Origin of the sequence: Burkholderia sp. JP2-270, assembly GCF_003233675.1 — a bacterium.
GTDB lineage: Bacteria > Pseudomonadota > Gammaproteobacteria > Burkholderiales > Burkholderiaceae > Burkholderia > Burkholderia pyrrocinia_C.
In genome coordinates this window covers 1-15,126 of sequence record NZ_CP029827.1, presented here as the reverse complement: position 1 = coordinate 15,126, position 15,126 = coordinate 1, and the positions used below count along the sequence as shown (strand labels likewise).

General features: G+C 58.4%; 17 protein-coding genes. 4 read left to right on the top strand and 13 right to left on the bottom strand.

What is annotated here, in order from left to right:
• Nucleotides 1-524 precede the first annotated feature (524 nt).
• Together DM992_RS39290 and DM992_RS39285 are read right to left on the bottom strand one after the other, a co-directional pair.
• Nucleotides 525-848 (bottom strand): hypothetical protein, encoded by a 324-nt coding sequence (locus DM992_RS39290; protein WP_111021680.1) that lies wholly within the window; start codon nucleotides 846-848, stop codon nucleotides 525-527.
• Nucleotides 805-1,122, bottom strand: a complete 318-nt coding sequence (locus DM992_RS39285) for a hypothetical protein (RefSeq protein ID WP_111021679.1) — start codon at nucleotides 1,120-1,122, stop codon at nucleotides 805-807. The genes DM992_RS39290 and DM992_RS39285 overlap by 44 nt, the downstream gene beginning before the upstream one ends.
• A gap of 263 nt (nucleotides 1,123-1,385) precedes the next feature.
• On the opposite strand from DM992_RS39285, the gene DM992_RS39280 reads away from it, so the two are divergent.
• Genes DM992_RS39280 through DM992_RS39270 form a run of 3 tightly spaced genes read left to right on the top strand, consistent with a single transcriptional unit; the run spans nucleotide 1,386 to nucleotide 3,109 of the window.
• Nucleotides 1,386-1,727, top strand: coding sequence for a hypothetical protein (locus DM992_RS39280; protein ID WP_111021681.1), 342 nt, complete (start codon nucleotides 1,386-1,388; stop codon nucleotides 1,725-1,727).
• 40 nt (nucleotides 1,728-1,767) lie between these two features.
• Entirely contained in the window at nucleotides 1,768-2,154 is a 387-nt protein-coding gene (locus DM992_RS39275) for a DUF2513 domain-containing protein (RefSeq protein ID WP_239511551.1), read from the top strand.
• On the top strand, nucleotides 2,147-3,109 hold the full coding sequence (locus DM992_RS39270; RefSeq protein ID WP_111021678.1) for a tyrosine-type recombinase/integrase: 963 nt from the start codon (nucleotides 2,147-2,149) through the stop codon (nucleotides 3,107-3,109). Before DM992_RS39275 ends, DM992_RS39270 begins: the two co-directional genes overlap by 8 nt.
• 273 nt (nucleotides 3,110-3,382) lie before the next feature.
• On the opposite strand, the gene DM992_RS42130 is transcribed toward DM992_RS39270, so the two are convergent.
• Nucleotides 3,383-3,550: a hypothetical protein gene (locus tag DM992_RS42130; RefSeq protein WP_162631862.1), complete on the bottom strand. Its 168-nt coding sequence runs from the start codon at nucleotides 3,548-3,550 to the stop codon at nucleotides 3,383-3,385.
• A gap of 47 nt (nucleotides 3,551-3,597) precedes the next feature.
• Between DM992_RS42130 and DM992_RS39265 the strand changes: the two genes are divergently transcribed.
• Nucleotides 3,598-4,485 carry a hypothetical protein gene (locus tag DM992_RS39265; RefSeq protein WP_111021677.1) on the top strand — a complete coding sequence of 296 codons (888 nt, stop codon included), beginning with the start codon at nucleotides 3,598-3,600 and terminating at the stop codon, nucleotides 4,483-4,485.
• On the opposite strand, the gene DM992_RS43470 is transcribed toward DM992_RS39265, so the two are convergent.
• From DM992_RS43470 to DM992_RS42120, 10 genes are all read right to left on the bottom strand, one after another.
• Entirely contained in the window at nucleotides 4,462-4,887 is a 426-nt protein-coding gene (locus tag DM992_RS43470) for a nucleotidyl transferase AbiEii/AbiGii toxin family protein (RefSeq protein WP_343212492.1), read from the bottom strand. The two genes, DM992_RS39265 and DM992_RS43470, sit on opposite strands and share 24 nt — an antisense overlap.
• A complete protein-coding gene (locus DM992_RS43465; protein ID WP_275427584.1) occupies nucleotides 4,848-5,360 on the bottom strand; it encodes a nucleotidyl transferase AbiEii/AbiGii toxin family protein in 513 nt (170 codons plus the stop codon). Before DM992_RS43465 ends, DM992_RS43470 begins: the two co-directional genes overlap by 40 nt.
• A gap of 131 nt (nucleotides 5,361-5,491) precedes the next feature.
• Nucleotides 5,492-5,650, bottom strand: coding sequence for a hypothetical protein (locus tag DM992_RS42125; protein WP_162631861.1), 159 nt, complete (start codon nucleotides 5,648-5,650; stop codon nucleotides 5,492-5,494).
• A 571-nt stretch (nucleotides 5,651-6,221) separates the two neighbouring features.
• On the bottom strand, nucleotides 6,222-6,467 hold the full coding sequence (locus DM992_RS39255) for a CopG family transcriptional regulator (RefSeq protein WP_081060144.1): 246 nt from the start codon (nucleotides 6,465-6,467) through the stop codon (nucleotides 6,222-6,224).
• A gap of 36 nt (nucleotides 6,468-6,503) precedes the next feature.
• Entirely contained in the window at nucleotides 6,504-7,151 is a 648-nt protein-coding gene (locus DM992_RS39250; RefSeq protein ID WP_111021676.1) for a division plane positioning ATPase MipZ, read from the bottom strand.
• A gap of 393 nt (nucleotides 7,152-7,544) precedes the next feature.
• Nucleotides 7,545-8,336, bottom strand: a complete 792-nt coding sequence (locus DM992_RS39245; RefSeq protein WP_111021675.1) for a replication initiation protein — start codon at nucleotides 8,334-8,336, stop codon at nucleotides 7,545-7,547.
• 1,176 nt (nucleotides 8,337-9,512) lie between these two features.
• Nucleotides 9,513-9,752, bottom strand: a complete 240-nt coding sequence (locus DM992_RS39240) for a hypothetical protein (protein ID WP_111021674.1) — start codon at nucleotides 9,750-9,752, stop codon at nucleotides 9,513-9,515.
• On the bottom strand, nucleotides 9,736-10,638 hold the full coding sequence (locus tag DM992_RS39235) for an integrase domain-containing protein (protein WP_111021673.1): 903 nt from the start codon (nucleotides 10,636-10,638) through the stop codon (nucleotides 9,736-9,738). Before DM992_RS39235 ends, DM992_RS39240 begins: the two co-directional genes overlap by 17 nt.
• 492 nt (nucleotides 10,639-11,130) lie before the next feature.
• Nucleotides 11,131-11,391: a hypothetical protein gene (locus DM992_RS39230; RefSeq protein ID WP_111021672.1), complete on the bottom strand. Its 261-nt coding sequence runs from the start codon at nucleotides 11,389-11,391 to the stop codon at nucleotides 11,131-11,133.
• An 862-nt stretch (nucleotides 11,392-12,253) separates the two neighbouring features.
• The gene (locus DM992_RS42120) at nucleotides 12,254-12,418 is read right to left on the bottom strand and encodes a hypothetical protein (RefSeq protein WP_162631860.1); all 165 of its coding nucleotides are present in this window, start codon (nucleotides 12,416-12,418) and stop codon (nucleotides 12,254-12,256) included.
• Nucleotides 12,419-15,126 lie beyond the last annotated feature (2,708 nt).

The window sequence follows — 15,126 nt, the reverse complement described above, 5'->3', positions numbered from 1 at the left end:
GGGGGGCCGGCCCATGGAGGGAGGAAAGGACCTTTCCTCCCTTGGTTGGCCTCGGGAGGAAGGGAAAAGCTTCGTCCTGAAGGAGGCGCGACGCCAGACCAGGAATAGGACAAAAAGTCCGTTTCAGCGCCGACAAGAAAGGCTCTTTCCGGGCCGGCGGCAAAGTTACTTTGGCCTGCATTGCAAAACGGGCTCGCGTGGGCGCCATGCCAATTTCATCGAAGCCTTGTGTGGCGAGCCTCGCGGGCAAATTGTAAGCGCCTGCGGTGCGCCGGCGTATAGGCCTTAAAGGCCTTTTCGTCACCCCCAAAAGGTTCTTTCTTGGCCGGCGGCAAAGGTACTTTGTGCTGCAATTGAATTGCAGACTGGGCTCCGTACCGGGTCCGAGAGGGGCGCCTGGTCGAACTTTAGCGGCTAAAATAGCCTATGACTATTTTAAATGTTGTTTGAATAGCCAATTTGAGGGGCGTGTTCGCTCGACTGAAAAACGCCGGGCCTCGGGGGGCGAGGTCCGGCGCATCGGATCACTTCTTGCCGTAGGTCGCGTCGTGATCCGGAGCGATCGTGAGAAGTCGCATGTACTCACCATCACGATAAGCGGTTGCCCGCCTGGCTTGTGTAATACGAAGCGAGTACATTGCGTCAACGCCAGCAGGTGGCTGCACGCTGGTGATTTTCTCCCACTTGAGTCCGGAGTCCTGATACACCTGATTCCAGCTCATGGGCAGCAGTTTCTTGAGGGTCGTGAGAACCCGAGAGGCTTCAGCCTTGTCCAGCGCCACCCACTGACGCTGGAAGACCGGATTATTTAGGTCCAACTTTACGAGGTCGTCGCTTTTCTTCCTCATTGCCCAACTCGTTCAAAAGGGCGTCGAGGTTCGATTCCTTGGGGGCGTTACCTTGGGCCCAAGCGAGTGCCTCCTGCAGGTCACGTTGTGCCTGTGGAGCATGCAGCCACGCTTCGTTTTCGGGAATCACAAGTGCGGTGCGGACGAGCCACACCCCCGGCTCGCGCTCTTCGACGAGCACTTGCCGGCCAGCGTATTCCTTGCCAAGCGAAATTTGCCCGCTGGAACCGACCACCTTGACGCTGGTTTTCGGGTCATGCAGGTTTGGATTCATGCCGGTTCGCCTAAGTGTCGATCAGTCCTCAATTTGTCAGGCCGAGAGTGGGTAGGGATGGCTCCCTCGGCGGGTAAGGCCCCAAATCGGATGGTCAAAAACGCTCTCTAAGAATTGTTCACGCAATCACGGAGCATGAAATTATGATAGCACGATCGCATGAATGCATGATTGCATGAAGTCAATGAGGCGTCGCTCGAGACCGGTGGTCGAGTGCCCATCTATATGTGATAATGTCCTTTATCACATATAAAGGAGACCACATGGCACGACATCTTCGAACCCAAAAACAGATCGACGCCTTCATCGCCCAGGTGATCCAGCAAGCCATCCACCATGCGTCGCAGGTAGCCCAGATCATCCAGCCGCTCGCGAACGCAGTATTGGGGCACTCCGCCTTTTCCCGGCTGGAAGTGTACGAACGGAACGGCAACCTGGCGCGAACGTGTTGGGTGACGGTGGGTACGAATCGTTGGGTTTTCTCGTACTCGTATGGTCAGCATGTCATCGAGTTGCGCAAGGACAGCACACGCGGACCGGTGGTTTTCCAATTCGACAATCACACGTCCGCAGCCGCGCTGAGCCAGCAGGTCAGCCGTCTGTGATGGCAAGCGAACCCATAGGACTCGAACAATGAAGCGTGACATGGACCTGATCCGCGAGCTGATGCTGAAACTCGAGGAGCTGCCTGTGCCAACAGCTGGGATGGTGGTCGTTGACGCTGCCAAGGTCGGCGTCGAAGGCTATACGGCCGAGCAGATCGACTATCACCTGTCGTTATTAGAACAGGCTCGCTTCATCCATGCGGGTGGCTTGGACATGGGAATGTCGGGACCCGGATTCGGGCCAGGGGTGGGCTTTTGCAGTCTGACCTGGGCTGGCCATGACTTCCTCGATGCCGTGCGCAGCCCGGACGTGTGGGACCGGACCACGCAGGCCGCGACGGCCGCCGGCGGCTTCACGGTCGAGTTGCTGGTGTTTGCCGCGAAGACCTACCTCGAAGGCAAGATCAAGGGGCTGATCGGTGGCTAACGCAGTCCTCGCTCTTCCTACCGAGGCCACGGTGCCGGTGCTGGTCGCATCGGCCGGCGAGCGGGCCGGTCTCCGTTTCCTCGAATTTTTCGCGGCCGCGATCCGCAATCAGCATACGCGGCGCGCGTACGCGCGGGCGGCCAGCGATTTCCTCGCTTGGTGTGCCGGCGCTGGCGTGCCGTCGATCGCGGCCGTGCAGCCGCTGCATGTGGCCAGCTGGGTCGAACTGCAGACCCGTACGCACGCGGCGCCAACCGTCAAGCAGCGCCTGGCGGCCATTCGCCACCTGTTCGACTGGTTGGTGACGGGCCAGGTCGTGCCACACAACCCGGCCGCGTCGGTGCGCGGGCCGAGCCACGTCACGAAAACCGGCAAGACCCCGGTGCTCGAGGCGGCCGAGGCGCGGCAGCTGCTCGACAGCATCGACGTGACCACGCCGGCGGGGCTGCGCGATCGCGCGCTGATCGCGCTGATGGTGTTTTCGTTCGCGCGGATCGGCGCGGCGCTGGCGATGCGGGTCGACGACGTCTATGTGCAGCAGCGGCGGCTGTGGGTGCGGCTGCGCGAAAAAGGCGGCAAGGCGCACGCGATGCCATGCCACCATACGCTCGAGGCGGCCCTGCATGCGTATCTCGATGGCACCGGAATTGGCGCCGACCTGAAAGGGCCGCTGTTCCGCACGATCGCGCGTGGCACCCGGCAGCTCAGCCGCACGCCGTTGCCGCAGGCGAACGCGTACGCGATGGTGCGCCGGCGCGCGGCGGCGGCCGGCATCGCGACCGCGATCGGCAATCACACGTTCCGCGCGACCGGCATCACTGCGTACCTGCAGAACGGAGGCACGCTCGAGAGCGCCGCAGCGATGGCCAACCACGCGTCGACGCGCACCACGCAGCTGTACGACCGGCGCCACGACGCCCTCAGCCTCGACGAGGTCGAGCGGATCCGGCTCTGAGTCCACTTACTGTCCCGCCAAAGGGGGCGGTTATGCGATAAAGGGCGCGCCTTCGAATGTGATTGTCAGACGTGGGCCGTCTGGGTACGCGCGGTCGCCAATCGGCTGGATCCACTCATTAGCGATGAGGAGCGGGATTCGAACCCGCACCCTTAAACCATCGTGGCTGCGACCATTGATGGGAATGCTGCGTGTATAGGAGGCAGAAGGGTGTTGTTGAAGGTTAAGCAGACCCCATGCTACGCAGCGTTTACGCTGCGTAGCATAGCAGTATCAATCCGTTTTTTCAAGGCGCTTCGCCTGATAAATCAAGGCCTTCCAGGTTGAATTTTGGGGAGTTTGGTGATATGCTACGCAGCGTGAACGCTGCGTAGCACCTTGTTTGAAGGTGCGCGCATCACCAAGCTTTTCATTGATTCTTTGCCGGATCGCTGGCAGCATGCATGCTGCCAGCGATCCGGCAGTCATAACTTTCCCTAATTTTCGGGATGAACCGATCAAGAATCCAGATCGCAAAAGCGGACATCATCAAACACTTCGATGAGCTTCCGACGCACGTCCTCAAGCTGAAGGAAATCCGTGCAATTCTTGCCGACCAACGCGCTTTCTGGCGTCTTGCCCAAAGTACCACAGCAGACAACTTCATCGCATTTCTGCAACTGCACGCCAAACTTCGGAAAGTCGAGTTTCCATTTCCGCAGCGGGCCGAGCAATGCTACGCCTGGGGTGACGTCCCACTGCTGACCATCCTGCTATCGCTCAGAAAGAATCTCTATCTCAGTCACTACACGGCCATGCGACTGCACGGTTTGACTGAGCAATCCCCCACGACCATCTACACAACAGACGAGCGTAGCAACACTTATCAGGATGAGCGAGCAACGCTTGATCAGCTCGCAATCGATCAGGCATTCAGCCGCCCCCCACGGGTTTCGCATAACTGGGTCGAGCATGCGGGAAAAAAGATTTATCTGCTGAATGGCGCGTATACGGGCCATCTCGGTGTCGTTACTGAACCCGTGACGGATGAAGGCGGCCAGGAAGTGCTGGCGCGCCTCACCAACCTGGAGCGCACCCTCATCGACATTACCGTGAGACCGGTCTATGCCGGCGGTGTCTTTGAAGTGGCCAAAGCCTTTGAGCTCGCGAAAGATCGAGTCTCCATCAACCGGCTGGTCGCCATGCTGCGTAAACTCAACTTCGCTTACCCCTATCACCAGGCGATCGGCTACTACTTGGAGCGTGCCGGCTACAAGCCGAATCAGATCGATCTGATTCGGCGCCTGCCGATCGAGCGCGACTTTTACTTGACGCACGAGATGGGCGATACGCGTTATGTCAGTAACTGGCGCCTATCTGTCCCAAGTGGGTTTTAGCCGGTCAACCAGCTCGAGCACGTAGTTGAAATAGACCTCAAATTCCTTGAGGTCAAAATCCGGCGAAACCGTGTCGGCAACGGACGGGAAGCCGGCCAGATGAAACTCGTAGTAGTTCGGAATCAGGCCGAGGAAGGACAGGGGCACCTTCTTGGCTTCAAACATCGAGGTCAGGATCCGCTGCATTTGTTCGCCCGTGAGATCCAGCTCCAGCGCCTTCGTGAGCACGAAGATGTCGACGAAGTCCTTGGGGCGCGCGCTACCGTTATGTCCTCGCTTGATGATCGGAGTGTATTCGGCCGTCTGCTGACAGATGGCCCGCAGTTTTTCGCAGACGATCATCAGGGGGGAGTAGACGTAGATCAGCGTCCCATCGAAGTCCCAATCCTGCTTGTCTTCCACGTACTCGAAGCGGCTGATGTCGATGAGGAACTTCGTTCCCTGCCCGAGATTGATGGCTCGCTTGCGCAACTCTTCCTGATTGGCTGCGTACTGCGAATGGATTTCTGTGTTGACGAGCTTGAACTCGACGCCATAGCCCCCCAGAAATCCCTCATGTCTGCCGTCATGGTCTTCGGTCGCTCGACCATCTTGAAGTCGAAAACCTCGAATCCGTCGGCGCGGAACGTATCCGACAAGGTTTTGAGAATTCTTGCCTGGACGGCCTCGAGGTTCTCGCCAAAATCCTGCTTCAATGAAAAATCGAGATCGACCGACGTGCGAGCACTGATTTGATGAACCAGTGCCATCGCATTGCCACCTTTCAGCACCAATTGCTCCAGCAGCTCATCGTCAGAAAACATCGCTTGAATAGCCAGGTTCTTGATCCTGTCTAGCAGTTTCGGGTCTTGCGGCCCTGTTTTGGGTTTATTCATTTTTCCAGGCTAGCCCTGTATGGCCAATGGCGGCTGAACGGTAGCATAACTCTGCGTATGGCTCCTGCGGGGCAGCAGCGACGGTTATGGGGTATCTGTTCATGCGACCTCAGCTTGACGAGTGGGGCCGGTCACGACGGCGCTTGGTGCTGAACTTGGTCGGCGTGGGGAATGTCGTTGGTTACCGGAGCGCTGGCCGTCAACACCCCGAGCAGCACCGCACCGATGCGCAGGCATCTTTCTACCGTTTCCAACCAGCGGTTGAGTTTCTTATGCGTTTCTTCCGTCATGAGGCGAGCTCCAAAGGTGTCAGTCGGGACAGTGCTGTCACGACACGGTGGCGTGTGCACGAGCCGATATGTTCCATGCGCCCAAGACCGGAAGCCTGGAGGCTTTTCCTAAATCACGCGGGTGGTTTAGGAAAAGCCATCGCGGCATCGCTTGGGGGGCGTGGTATGGAGTTTGGCGTCACGACTTCGGACGGTCTACGCGTGTGGGTTGTACACCGTCTCCACACAACCCATTGTCACGACCGTGAACGGTCAAGCCGGCGGGCGTAATTTTTCCTGCGGTCGGACAATTCGAGGTGGGGTGTGGGGCATGCCGACCGAGCGGCATGTATAGGGGCAGCTTGAAAATTCGGAAAAAGCGCACGCCAGCAAGCAGTTCCGCGGGCGTTGACCTGCCCGCCTGGTGCCAGTCAAACTCCCGGATAAAGTCGGACTTTGGTCTCTCCCGAACGGCGCCAGCTCACGAAGTCCTACTTAAAGTCCCAGATAAAGTCCGACATTGGGACAAATTCCGGGTTGGTGTGCCGCGTACAGCTGGTCGCCGGCGTTGCAGATTTATTCGGTCTGTACGCTAGCCTATCTCCCGCGTGATCAAACCTCTCACGAGCTCTGCAATGGAGATCCCGGTTTCTGCTGCACGAACCTTCAAGCGGCGGTGCAGCTCTGGATCGAGATCGAGATTGAGGCGGATCGGTTTAGCAGGCCGGTTCCCTACCTGAGATTGGACCATTGCTGCCCCCGCGGCGAACTCGGCGTGAGTCACTGGTTGGCTGGGCGGTTGGCCCCCGCTCTTTGCCGAGATTTTGAATTTACTCATTTACTCAACTCCATTGAATTAATCATTTGTTCGTTCTTAGGCAGATGGCTCAAGCTCGAAAAATTCCTGGGCGAGCAGCTGGATCTCGGCGCGGGCCAGTGAGTTGTTCAGCTCGACAACACCTTGGCCGGCGAGCAGCGCATCGCGGTATACCTTTCGATCGCGGATAACCGTGTCTGCAAGCTCGAGCTGATCAAACTGGGCTAGGAGCTCTCGTGCATCCTCAACTTCCCGAATGGCCGGGTTCGACGGTGCCATCGACAGGACGGCTGATGCTTTGAGTTCTGGATTGAGGCCGCGAGCTAGGCCGACCAGCTCGTTGACCTTCGGCAGAGTCTCGAGGTCGGCTTGTGATGCCCGGATCGGAGTCAGAAGGAGATTCGCAACCGCGAGGGCCGTGCGCAGCTCGCGCGAATCACGGCCGCCTGCGTCGACGATCACGACTTGGTACCGCTTGGCCAAGTCACGCAGCGTGGCTGCGACATCGCCGGTCCTCTGGACACACGGGATGGACGGCTGTATCCCGCTCTCATCGCGCCGCTCGACGAAGCGCGCACCGGTTGCCTGCCCATCGGTGTCGACCAAGACGACGTCCACCTGTTCACGGACCAGGTGGACGGCCAAGTTGCTCGCCAGCGTTGACTTCCCGACGCCGCCCTTTTCCCCGCCTATCAGCACGATCATATGCTACCCTTGATTGAGTTGAGTGATTGAGTTGATTTTATAAGCTGAGTAAATGAGTGTCTATCTGTTAAGTAATTTGCGAGAATAGGGACATCTCGTAACCGAGGAAAAGCGATGGCCACAGAAACACATCGACGCGCTTCGGGTGTCTCGCTGCGCTACGTCGAACGCAAGGTGAGACGATCCTGCTGACACAAGCGTGCTCTACATGGTCGCCTTTCCGGTGAGCAAAGAGCCCGATGAATTTGCGACTCCGCGACCAATTGGCCTCGGTCTTTGAAAAAGCGTAGGACTTGAGTTGATTTATCACTCAACTCATTTGAGTGATTGTGTGCGTACGTATGTACAGCAACTCTGACATTTTTCGGGGTAGCCTGACATTAGCAGCGAATGTCAGAATAGTCGGCCCTGCGGGTCCGGCTTGAACTTGAAACGAAACCCTGTCACCTTGCGGCCAGACGGTTTGACGGGCTCCCATTCGATTGCAAGGCTGTTTTTCTCCTGCAGCTCCTTCACCGCTGGCTCGATGACGCGGCGACGCAACTGGCCGGAATCTTTAACGCAGCTATCCGGTGCCCCCATTGCCTGGCAAAACTCGTCGTACCCGATGGAGACGAACCCTTTGTCACGGTATTGCGCCATGACTTCGAGCAGACGCCACGAATAGATAGATCGTAGATCGGCTGCATGCCGCAGCTTGTACTTCGTGAACTCGCTCTCGATGCCGAGCAGGTAGGGCGCAATGCTCGGCGAGAATTTGATATCCACCCAGCCGGCGGTCGTCGTATCCACCTTCTCGTAGATCCACCGCACTACTCGGTGCTTTGTCGTTTTTTTACCCCGTTCGATGACTTCCTCATCCCACTCAACACGGCATTCAAAGAGGTTTTCTGCGGCCTCCTTCAGCTCGCTATAGGCATGCTTTGCTTCGATGTGTGGGTACGCCTCAATGAACTCCTTGGCAGTTACACGGATGGTCCAGCCTGGAGCATCCCCTGTCATTGGATCAGGGCGCATCGCCCGATCTTTCAGAATTTTTGCCTTCGGGTTGCACTTAGCGATAGCAAGCGCGAGCAGTCGCTTTTCAGACAGCTTCATGCGCTGAATGCGCCGCACTAGCTCATTCTTGATGGTCACGCTTCGTTCGCGTGTGGCGGGATCGTGCAGCTCAGCAAGGTCGCCCATTCTGACATTTTCCGGGTCATTCTGACATAGAAAATTCTATGTCAGAGTTAGAATGGCGGCAAGCGAGCGCTGCTCAAAAAACAAGCACCCACCCCGGAAAAAGCCCGACTAACCCGGAATTTGTCAGGTATATCCCGAAAAAAGCCCGACTAACCCGGAAAAAGCCCGACTAACCCAGAATTTGTCCGAAATACACCCCGGAAACCCTTGCCTATATTGACTTTCCGAGATCCTACAAAGGGGTTTACAAACAAGGTTTACAATCAAGAATAATATGTTTACAAAGGTTCTCGCTAAATTCAGCAACACGTACCTGTGGATAACCATACTTACTTGTGAATAGATACGTGGTTTCACGGACGCATTCACCCCCACAGCCTTACCTGGCAAGACTCGCCAAAACCGTAATACACGCGCAGCGGCCTAACGGCCGGGGCACCCCTGCGGGGTTCCCCCACCGCTACGCGGCGGCTCCCCCTCCCGCTGTCTATCCACGCCCCCGCATGCGGGGGCCAAATCGGCGCATAGCGCCTTGACGACCCCCAGGGTGGTCGCTCCCGCTGCCGTGGGCGTGGGCGCGGATAGCTCTGTGGTACTTCCTGCCCTTTTTAGCTAACAAGAAGAGGGGTGGCTTGCCGATGTGGCCACAAGGCCCTTAGCGGGCCGCTACGGCCTTCGAATGGCCTGGTTGATGGGTGTGGACGTCGAGCTCGCCATGTCCCGGTAAATCGGGCCTGCTGGCCTATCCCGCACGAACTCAAGAATTTTCAACTTTGAAAATCGATTTATCCCTTTTTTGCGGTTGATCGCATCCACTGAGCGCGATGTGCGGCCGGCGTCGAGTGCGCCGTCCCGGATCGGGGTCTCGCCGGGGTCGCTGGTGGCAACAGGGCCGCGTGAGCGGCTCTTGCTGTTTCTGTGCGCTGAAGCCTGAAATCGGCCAACGCGTGGTTATCGCCTTTGGGGCTAGCGAGGCATGCGACGACCGCGCGCGTGACGACGAGCGCGGTCAACTTCTCGGCCACGCTCGCAGCAGTACCACCCGTGGACGCATATCACCGTCCCCATTACCAGTACGAGAATCCCCAGACCCATCGTCATTTCTCCGGTTACGGTTGGCAAAATGGCCGATGACATTTTGCCGTAAATGCTGCGGATCGAAACAGGTCGACCGCGTTACCTATTTCCCGTCGCGGCAAATATCAGTCGTTCCACCACGTCCCGTACCGTCTCACCTTTGCGTCGCAGGCGTTTGGCCACGGCGAAGGCCTCGTGTGAAACCTTGATGCGCGGGAGCGCGTTGCTATCCGTTACGACCTCCTGCAGATGGCTGCCGCCGACCACCTCGTTGACCACTTTCCACAGGCTTCCCTCCTGCAGGCGTGCCGACGTGATGAACTCAGTTTTCCGATTCATACGTGCTCCGTAAGTAGTTGTTCCATACCCAGCGGCCCCGGCCTTCGCCGTGGCCCAGATCGCGCGAGCAGAGCGCCAGCGCTTCCTTCCTGCTGCAGCGCTCGCTCAGGTAGTGCTCGAAGTTGTCGCGGCAGAAGGCCCGGCGCAGGGAGTGGCCGGAGTTCTCTCGCTCGAGGCCGAGCGCGGCGAAGCGCCCCTGCACCTGCTGTTTGGCTGCGTGATTGGTGGGCGCGTCGACCAGATAGCGGCGGTCAGCCACGATCGCCAACGCGGCTCTGACGGCATCGAGCGCCCTTGGTCGATAGGGCTCGGGAATGTGGGTGTCGCGAACGCGTCCGCCCTTGGTGCCGTGCCGGATCGTGATGAAGCTCTGGCCGCGGGCGAGCGCCGCTTCCCATTGCGCGAGGCTCTTGTGGCTTTCGATCATTTCTTCGCGCCGAAGGCCCAGGCAGCGCTCGAGCTGGATCCACGTGCGCGTATCCGGCGCCGCACGCTCGAGCGCGTGCGCCAGCACGCGTGCGTCGACGACCTTCCCCGTACCAATGCGCGTGCCGGATGGAACGCCCAGATCGGCGTTGGTCAGGGCATCAGCCCACTCGCCGCGGCCGGCGCCACGGATCGCCCGGCGCAGATGGCTCATCTCGTTCTGGATCGTCCGCGCGCTGATGCCGGCGTCGATGCGTGAACCCACATAGTTGCGCAGCTGCTTTTCGGTGACGGTGGCCGGGTCGACCTGGCCGTAACGGCGCTGCTTCGCATGGGCCGCGAAGGCTAAAAAGGTGGTTCGCATCTTTTGCTTCGTGAGCGTGGCCGCGCCTTTATGCAGCGCCGCGCTCATGAACTTGGCCTCGATGGATCGCGGCTTGCTCGATGTCGGTTTGCTCATCTGCTGTGTTCGGTGGTGGTTTTGTCTTGCCGCATCGCTCCAGCGAGGCGGGTACTGCGTGTGTTTAGAGAGGAGTGGCCGCCACCTAGAGGTGGGTTGGATGGCCGGGGTACTGCGTGCCGATCAGGTCGTTTGTCGATCGCTGGTTGGCCGGTTCGACGCGCCGACAGGGCGCTTAACTACGTCGTCAAATTGCGCGCGCCTTGGCGGGCGCGAGAGACGGGGTGGTGCATTAGCGCGTCACTGATACGCGCTGCGCATCAGTGACGCGCTGGGTTCGCGGGTGCGAGCGGTGCTGACGTGACGTGGTGGTCAGGAAAGCGTGGAAGCATCGTGCTTGACCCGCTGCGTCTGACTGTCGGCACAGCTGGACGGGAGGTGGTCGCGCGAGCGATGGCGTGCGGAGCACGCCGGGAAGGTGGTAGGTGGATGTGCATCGCGAGCCGTTGGCTGAGTGGATTGCTCCATTCGGCCAACGGGATTGCAGGCGCCTTACCGGACACGCGAACGCGCTTTGACAGGCGTTGCGCCAATCGGATTGGCGTAGTGTCGCTTCACCTGCTTAACGAGCCGGGTGGGCTCGGTGGGCGTCACGAATGCGAAGTGCTTCGAGAGGGCGAGTTTCCCCGTGAAGGCTTTTTTCAGAAACACAACAGCGACGATGCCGCCGATGAGGTACGACGTCGACGCGAGATACAACACCAGGCACAACGCAAGCAGCTTGCCGGCGTTCTTGAACACGAAATGCAACATATCTGTCTCCAGAGAGAAGGGACTGCGATCAAGGGAATGGGACTGCGGACAGGCATTGGGATGCTCAGATCGAGCGATCGAAAAACGAGACGGGAACTGCGGAAAAGAGGATGTCTGAACGACGTTCAGCGAGGGGCAGGGAAGCGATCGCGACACGCGCGATGAAGGAAAAAAGACGGATCGCCGGTTACGACGTGGCGATGAGATTGGGCGCTTAGGCCGGGAAAACGCGGGAGAGCGGGGGATGCCGCTATGCAGAGGATGTCAGGCCGAACCTATGGACGGACTACGAGAGCCCGGCCCAGCCTGATCGAAAAATTGTGCTCAGGGGGCTGCGCAGGGCGGACGAATCCGATGCACTTACCGTCAGCACAAAGCGGCCATGGGCCTGTAAAAAACGTGGGCCAGGAACCAGTCCTGGCGGTCGGTCGATGCGCCTAAAGCGCGACAGATGACGGCACGTTAGCACACGGGTTTTCCGGCTGGAAGCCGCCGCGCCATCTATTTTTAAAGCTGCATAAAAACATGCAGCTTTCGCGGTGATGAGATCCGAAATGGTTGTATGCGCATCGACTGTCGACGGCGGCCACCGAGTGTCGAACGCGGATTTTTCGGTCAACGCGCACTGACGCGTTCCCGCCGGCGATCGGTCGCGGTGGTCAGGAAGGCTCGGTGACGTGGATCGTGCTGAAGCGCGAGGACGGCGGCCCGACGCGGGTGGAATAAGCATCCCGGTTCGTATATCGCCGACGCCCCGTCCCGCCCGGCTGGACGGGGCAGTCCCCCCGGTTTAGGCCGTGTCGGCGATATACGAGTGTGGCGGGCCGCACGCGCCGGCGAAGCGTGTCTGCATGCATATTGCTCACGGCCGGTCTGATTCGTCGCGTGGCGCGGGTGGTCCCTTGCGGCGATTGCAGTAGACCACCATCAGGCACAGCAACATCGCCGCGCCGGTCGGGTGCGCGTCGAGCTGCGCGACGAAGGTTCCCACGCCTGCCAGCACGTGGGGGATGTCGATGTACTGCAAGAACGAAAAAATCTTTCATGACTCAATCCATAGTGGGTGAGCCACGTATAGGCGAACGTGTTTTATCCGGGTCATGTTTCGGCCTCAGCCTTATTAGATCCGATCCATCATCGCGTCACGACTGCGATTCGAGGTTGGCCGTTTTCCATTTTCGGACGCTGGCATCCAACCCAGGAGGCACTGCCGCATCGAAGGCCCCCGTCACGACTCGGGGTCGTCAAGGGGGCAGATGTGGAAAATTTACGCGCGGGTGAGCGGGGGAGCGAGCGGGAAACAGCGCGGATCGCGGGGGGCTTTCGACCGGGACAGGTCTTACGTCAAATTTGCACCGCTGCTGGCTAGCGTACCTGCATGGGGTGCAGGTGGAAGAGGTCGAGTTTCCGTGGAAACCCACAAATTATTGTGCTGTTATGAATGATTGACACCAGATGATGTGGTGTTTGTGATTATGGTATGAGATAAATGCGGTGTCTGGAACTGCGTCATGTTCCAGACCGCACTGGTCGCGATAGCAATGAGCCGCACATGGGGCTGCTGCCAAGAAAACCGTGTAATCCTGGACGTTGCCGAAGTCTGAGCCGGTGCAAATCCGCGTCTAGGTAGGCTGGCAGTGGATTGGCCTACAGGGCATGTGGGAGGGACAGAAAGGCGCGCTGCGTCGTTGGACGGCCCCATGTAAAAATCCGCGACCCTCAGGGTGCTGAAATCTCCGCTCCGAACCCGACGATTGTGCCGTGGGGTAGGGGGCAACATCGGCTGAAAATCCATGCTGGCAAAGCCCTTAAAATGCCTTGCAATAAGGGGTAAAGGGCACGCGGGTCGAAATTTTGGCCAAAAATATTGGCCTCGAAAATCGCCCCGATGCGGGTTGTCTGTGGATAACTTGGCACCGAGTAAAAAGAGGCGCGCCGCGGGAACATCGCCCGCACCATCCATTGCGCATCAGCGGCGAACCGTGTTGATTGGCGCCAACGGACGTGTCAGGCGTGGAAATGAAAATACCGGCCCCCGAAGGGGTCGAGGCCGGCGCGGCGGATCATTTCTTGCCGTATGTCGCGTCGTGATCGGGCTCGATCGTCAGGAGTCGGAGCGTGTTGCTGTCGCGATAGTTGGTCGCGCGACGCGCCTGCGTGATGCGCACAGCGCGTCGATGCCGGAATGGGCGTTCTTGTATCGAAGACGATGCCGATGACTCACAGACCTTAGATCGTGTTCCTCGGCTGGGAAGCGCACTGACGCCGTGCGCTCCTGTCAGCTCCGACCTTCTGATTCCAAATCTGATGCACCACGCGAGCGCCGACGAGACCAGCTGTTACGTAAAAAGGCGGGGCGTCGACGATCAAAGCAGGAACGGAATCTCCGATTCACTCAGCGTCAGCTGAGTCCCCGGGAGGGTGATCGGAACGAGTCCAACATCTACGACTTTTCGCCGCTCATTGAGCACCTGAAGCCTGAGGTCATCAAGGAGGCCGCGGCACAGCAGGAACATCGAGAGAAAAAAGCTTTCCGGATGCGACCGGCGGCTAAGCGCAAACTCCGCGTGGTTAGCGAGTAGAAACGAAGGAGCTAATGGCTGTTTGCGACCGAGCTGGGTTCGCAATAATCACAGGAAGTGGCGAGCGCCGCGAAAAAACAGTCCGCAGCTATGGTAAATCAAATTCTATAGCTATAGACTATGGAAAATTCTGCAGGATCAGGCCCCGACTTTGTAAATCCTATGATAGGATGCCAGAGCGTGTAATCGGACAGCACGCAGGCCCTCTCTGGGCCAGACCGGGCCCGGAAAAGGGTGAGCAAATGCTCTTAACGTGACCGGAAAGAGGTGCCTATGGACGGTAAGCATTGTCCAACAGGTCATCCTCGTGGTAGCTGAAGGCATCATCTTCAGCCACTACCTGGGTGAACTGCTTAGCAAGTTGTATCACTGACGCAGCTGCAACTGCGTTGTAGTCCTCGGCCCGACCCTGCAAGGTCGGGCTTTTTTTTGCCGAATCATCTCTGATTCGTGGATTTGTTCAAAAAACTCAGGATGCAAGAAGCCGACCTTCCTCTTAGATAGGGAAGATTCTTAAAAAATTCAATGGCTTAGCTTGACCCGTGCAGATGACCCATCCAAGACGCCGCGTAGTCTAGATGTAGGGAGAGGAAGGTCCTCAGCCCAAACCGCGCGCCGCGTCAACAGAACGAACTTTATACACACGTGAAATTGCTGTCAACGCACAAAACCGCTTTGCAACCCTTGTCAGGAGGGCCTTTGAACAATGTCAAGAGCCCTCAAAACAAGCGGTGGCGGGCCTCTCAGCCAGATTCCAACTTTCTGGGGTCCCCCCAAATACCCTTTCTAAAAAAGTACCTTTTGGGATGGGGCACCGGCCCATGGGAGGTGAGAAAAGGACCTTTCCTCCATCCCATGGTCCCTGGCTGCAAGGGGAAAGCTCTGTCCTAGAGGCGGAGGCATAGCGTCAGGCCCGGTTTTGCAACTGATTGCAAACGGGTTCCCCCAAGAAAGTGACTTTCATCTACAAGGACCTTAGGGCGCGGTGCCGGCCCATGGAGGGAGGAAAGGATCTTTTCACCCTCCATGGGCCCTGGGTGCAAGGGGAAAGCTCTGTCCCAGAGGCAAGGGCGCGATGCCAGACCAGGATTTGAAATTGATTGCAAAAGCTTTCCACCCAGCAAATGTTTTTCATCCAAAGGGCTTTGGGGGA

Bases quoted from the DNA above. Each gene is read 5' to 3' on its own strand.
- DM992_RS39245 (WP_111021675.1), bottom strand. From the start codon at position 8,336: ATGGGCGACCTTGCTGAGCTGCACGATCCCGCCACACGCGAACGAAGC.
- DM992_RS39280 (WP_111021681.1), top strand. From the start codon at position 1,386: ATGGCACGACATCTTCGAACCCAAAAACAGATCGACGCCTTCATCGCC.
- DM992_RS39230 (WP_111021672.1), bottom strand. From the start codon at position 11,391: ATGTTGCATTTCGTGTTCAAGAACGCCGGCAAGCTGCTTGCGTTGTGC.
- DM992_RS39275 (WP_239511551.1), top strand. From the start codon at position 1,768: ATGGACCTGATCCGCGAGCTGATGCTGAAACTCGAGGAGCTGCCTGTG.
- DM992_RS39235 (WP_111021673.1), bottom strand. From the start codon at position 10,638: ATGAGCAAACCGACATCGAGCAAGCCGCGATCCATCGAGGCCAAGTTC.
- DM992_RS42130 (WP_162631862.1), bottom strand. From the start codon at position 3,550: ATGCTGCCAGCGATCCGGCAAAGAATCAATGAAAAGCTTGGTGATGCG.
- DM992_RS39290 (WP_111021680.1), bottom strand. From the start codon at position 848: ATGAGGAAGAAAAGCGACGACCTCGTAAAGTTGGACCTAAATAATCCG.
- DM992_RS39250 (WP_111021676.1), bottom strand. From the start codon at position 7,151: ATGATCGTGCTGATAGGCGGGGAAAAGGGCGGCGTCGGGAAGTCAACG.
- DM992_RS42125 (WP_162631861.1), bottom strand. From the start codon at position 5,650: ATGACGGAAGAAACGCATAAGAAACTCAACCGCTGGTTGGAAACGGTA.
- DM992_RS39255 (WP_081060144.1), bottom strand. From the start codon at position 6,467: ATGAGTAAATTCAAAATCTCGGCAAAGAGCGGGGGCCAACCGCCCAGC.
- DM992_RS39240 (WP_111021674.1), bottom strand. From the start codon at position 9,752: ATGAATCGGAAAACTGAGTTCATCACGTCGGCACGCCTGCAGGAGGGA.
- DM992_RS39265 (WP_111021677.1), top strand. From the start codon at position 3,598: ATGAACCGATCAAGAATCCAGATCGCAAAAGCGGACATCATCAAACAC.
- DM992_RS39285 (WP_111021679.1), bottom strand. From the start codon at position 1,122: ATGAATCCAAACCTGCATGACCCGAAAACCAGCGTCAAGGTGGTCGGT.
- DM992_RS43465 (WP_275427584.1), bottom strand. From the start codon at position 5,360: ATGAATAAACCCAAAACAGGGCCGCAAGACCCGAAACTGCTAGACAGG.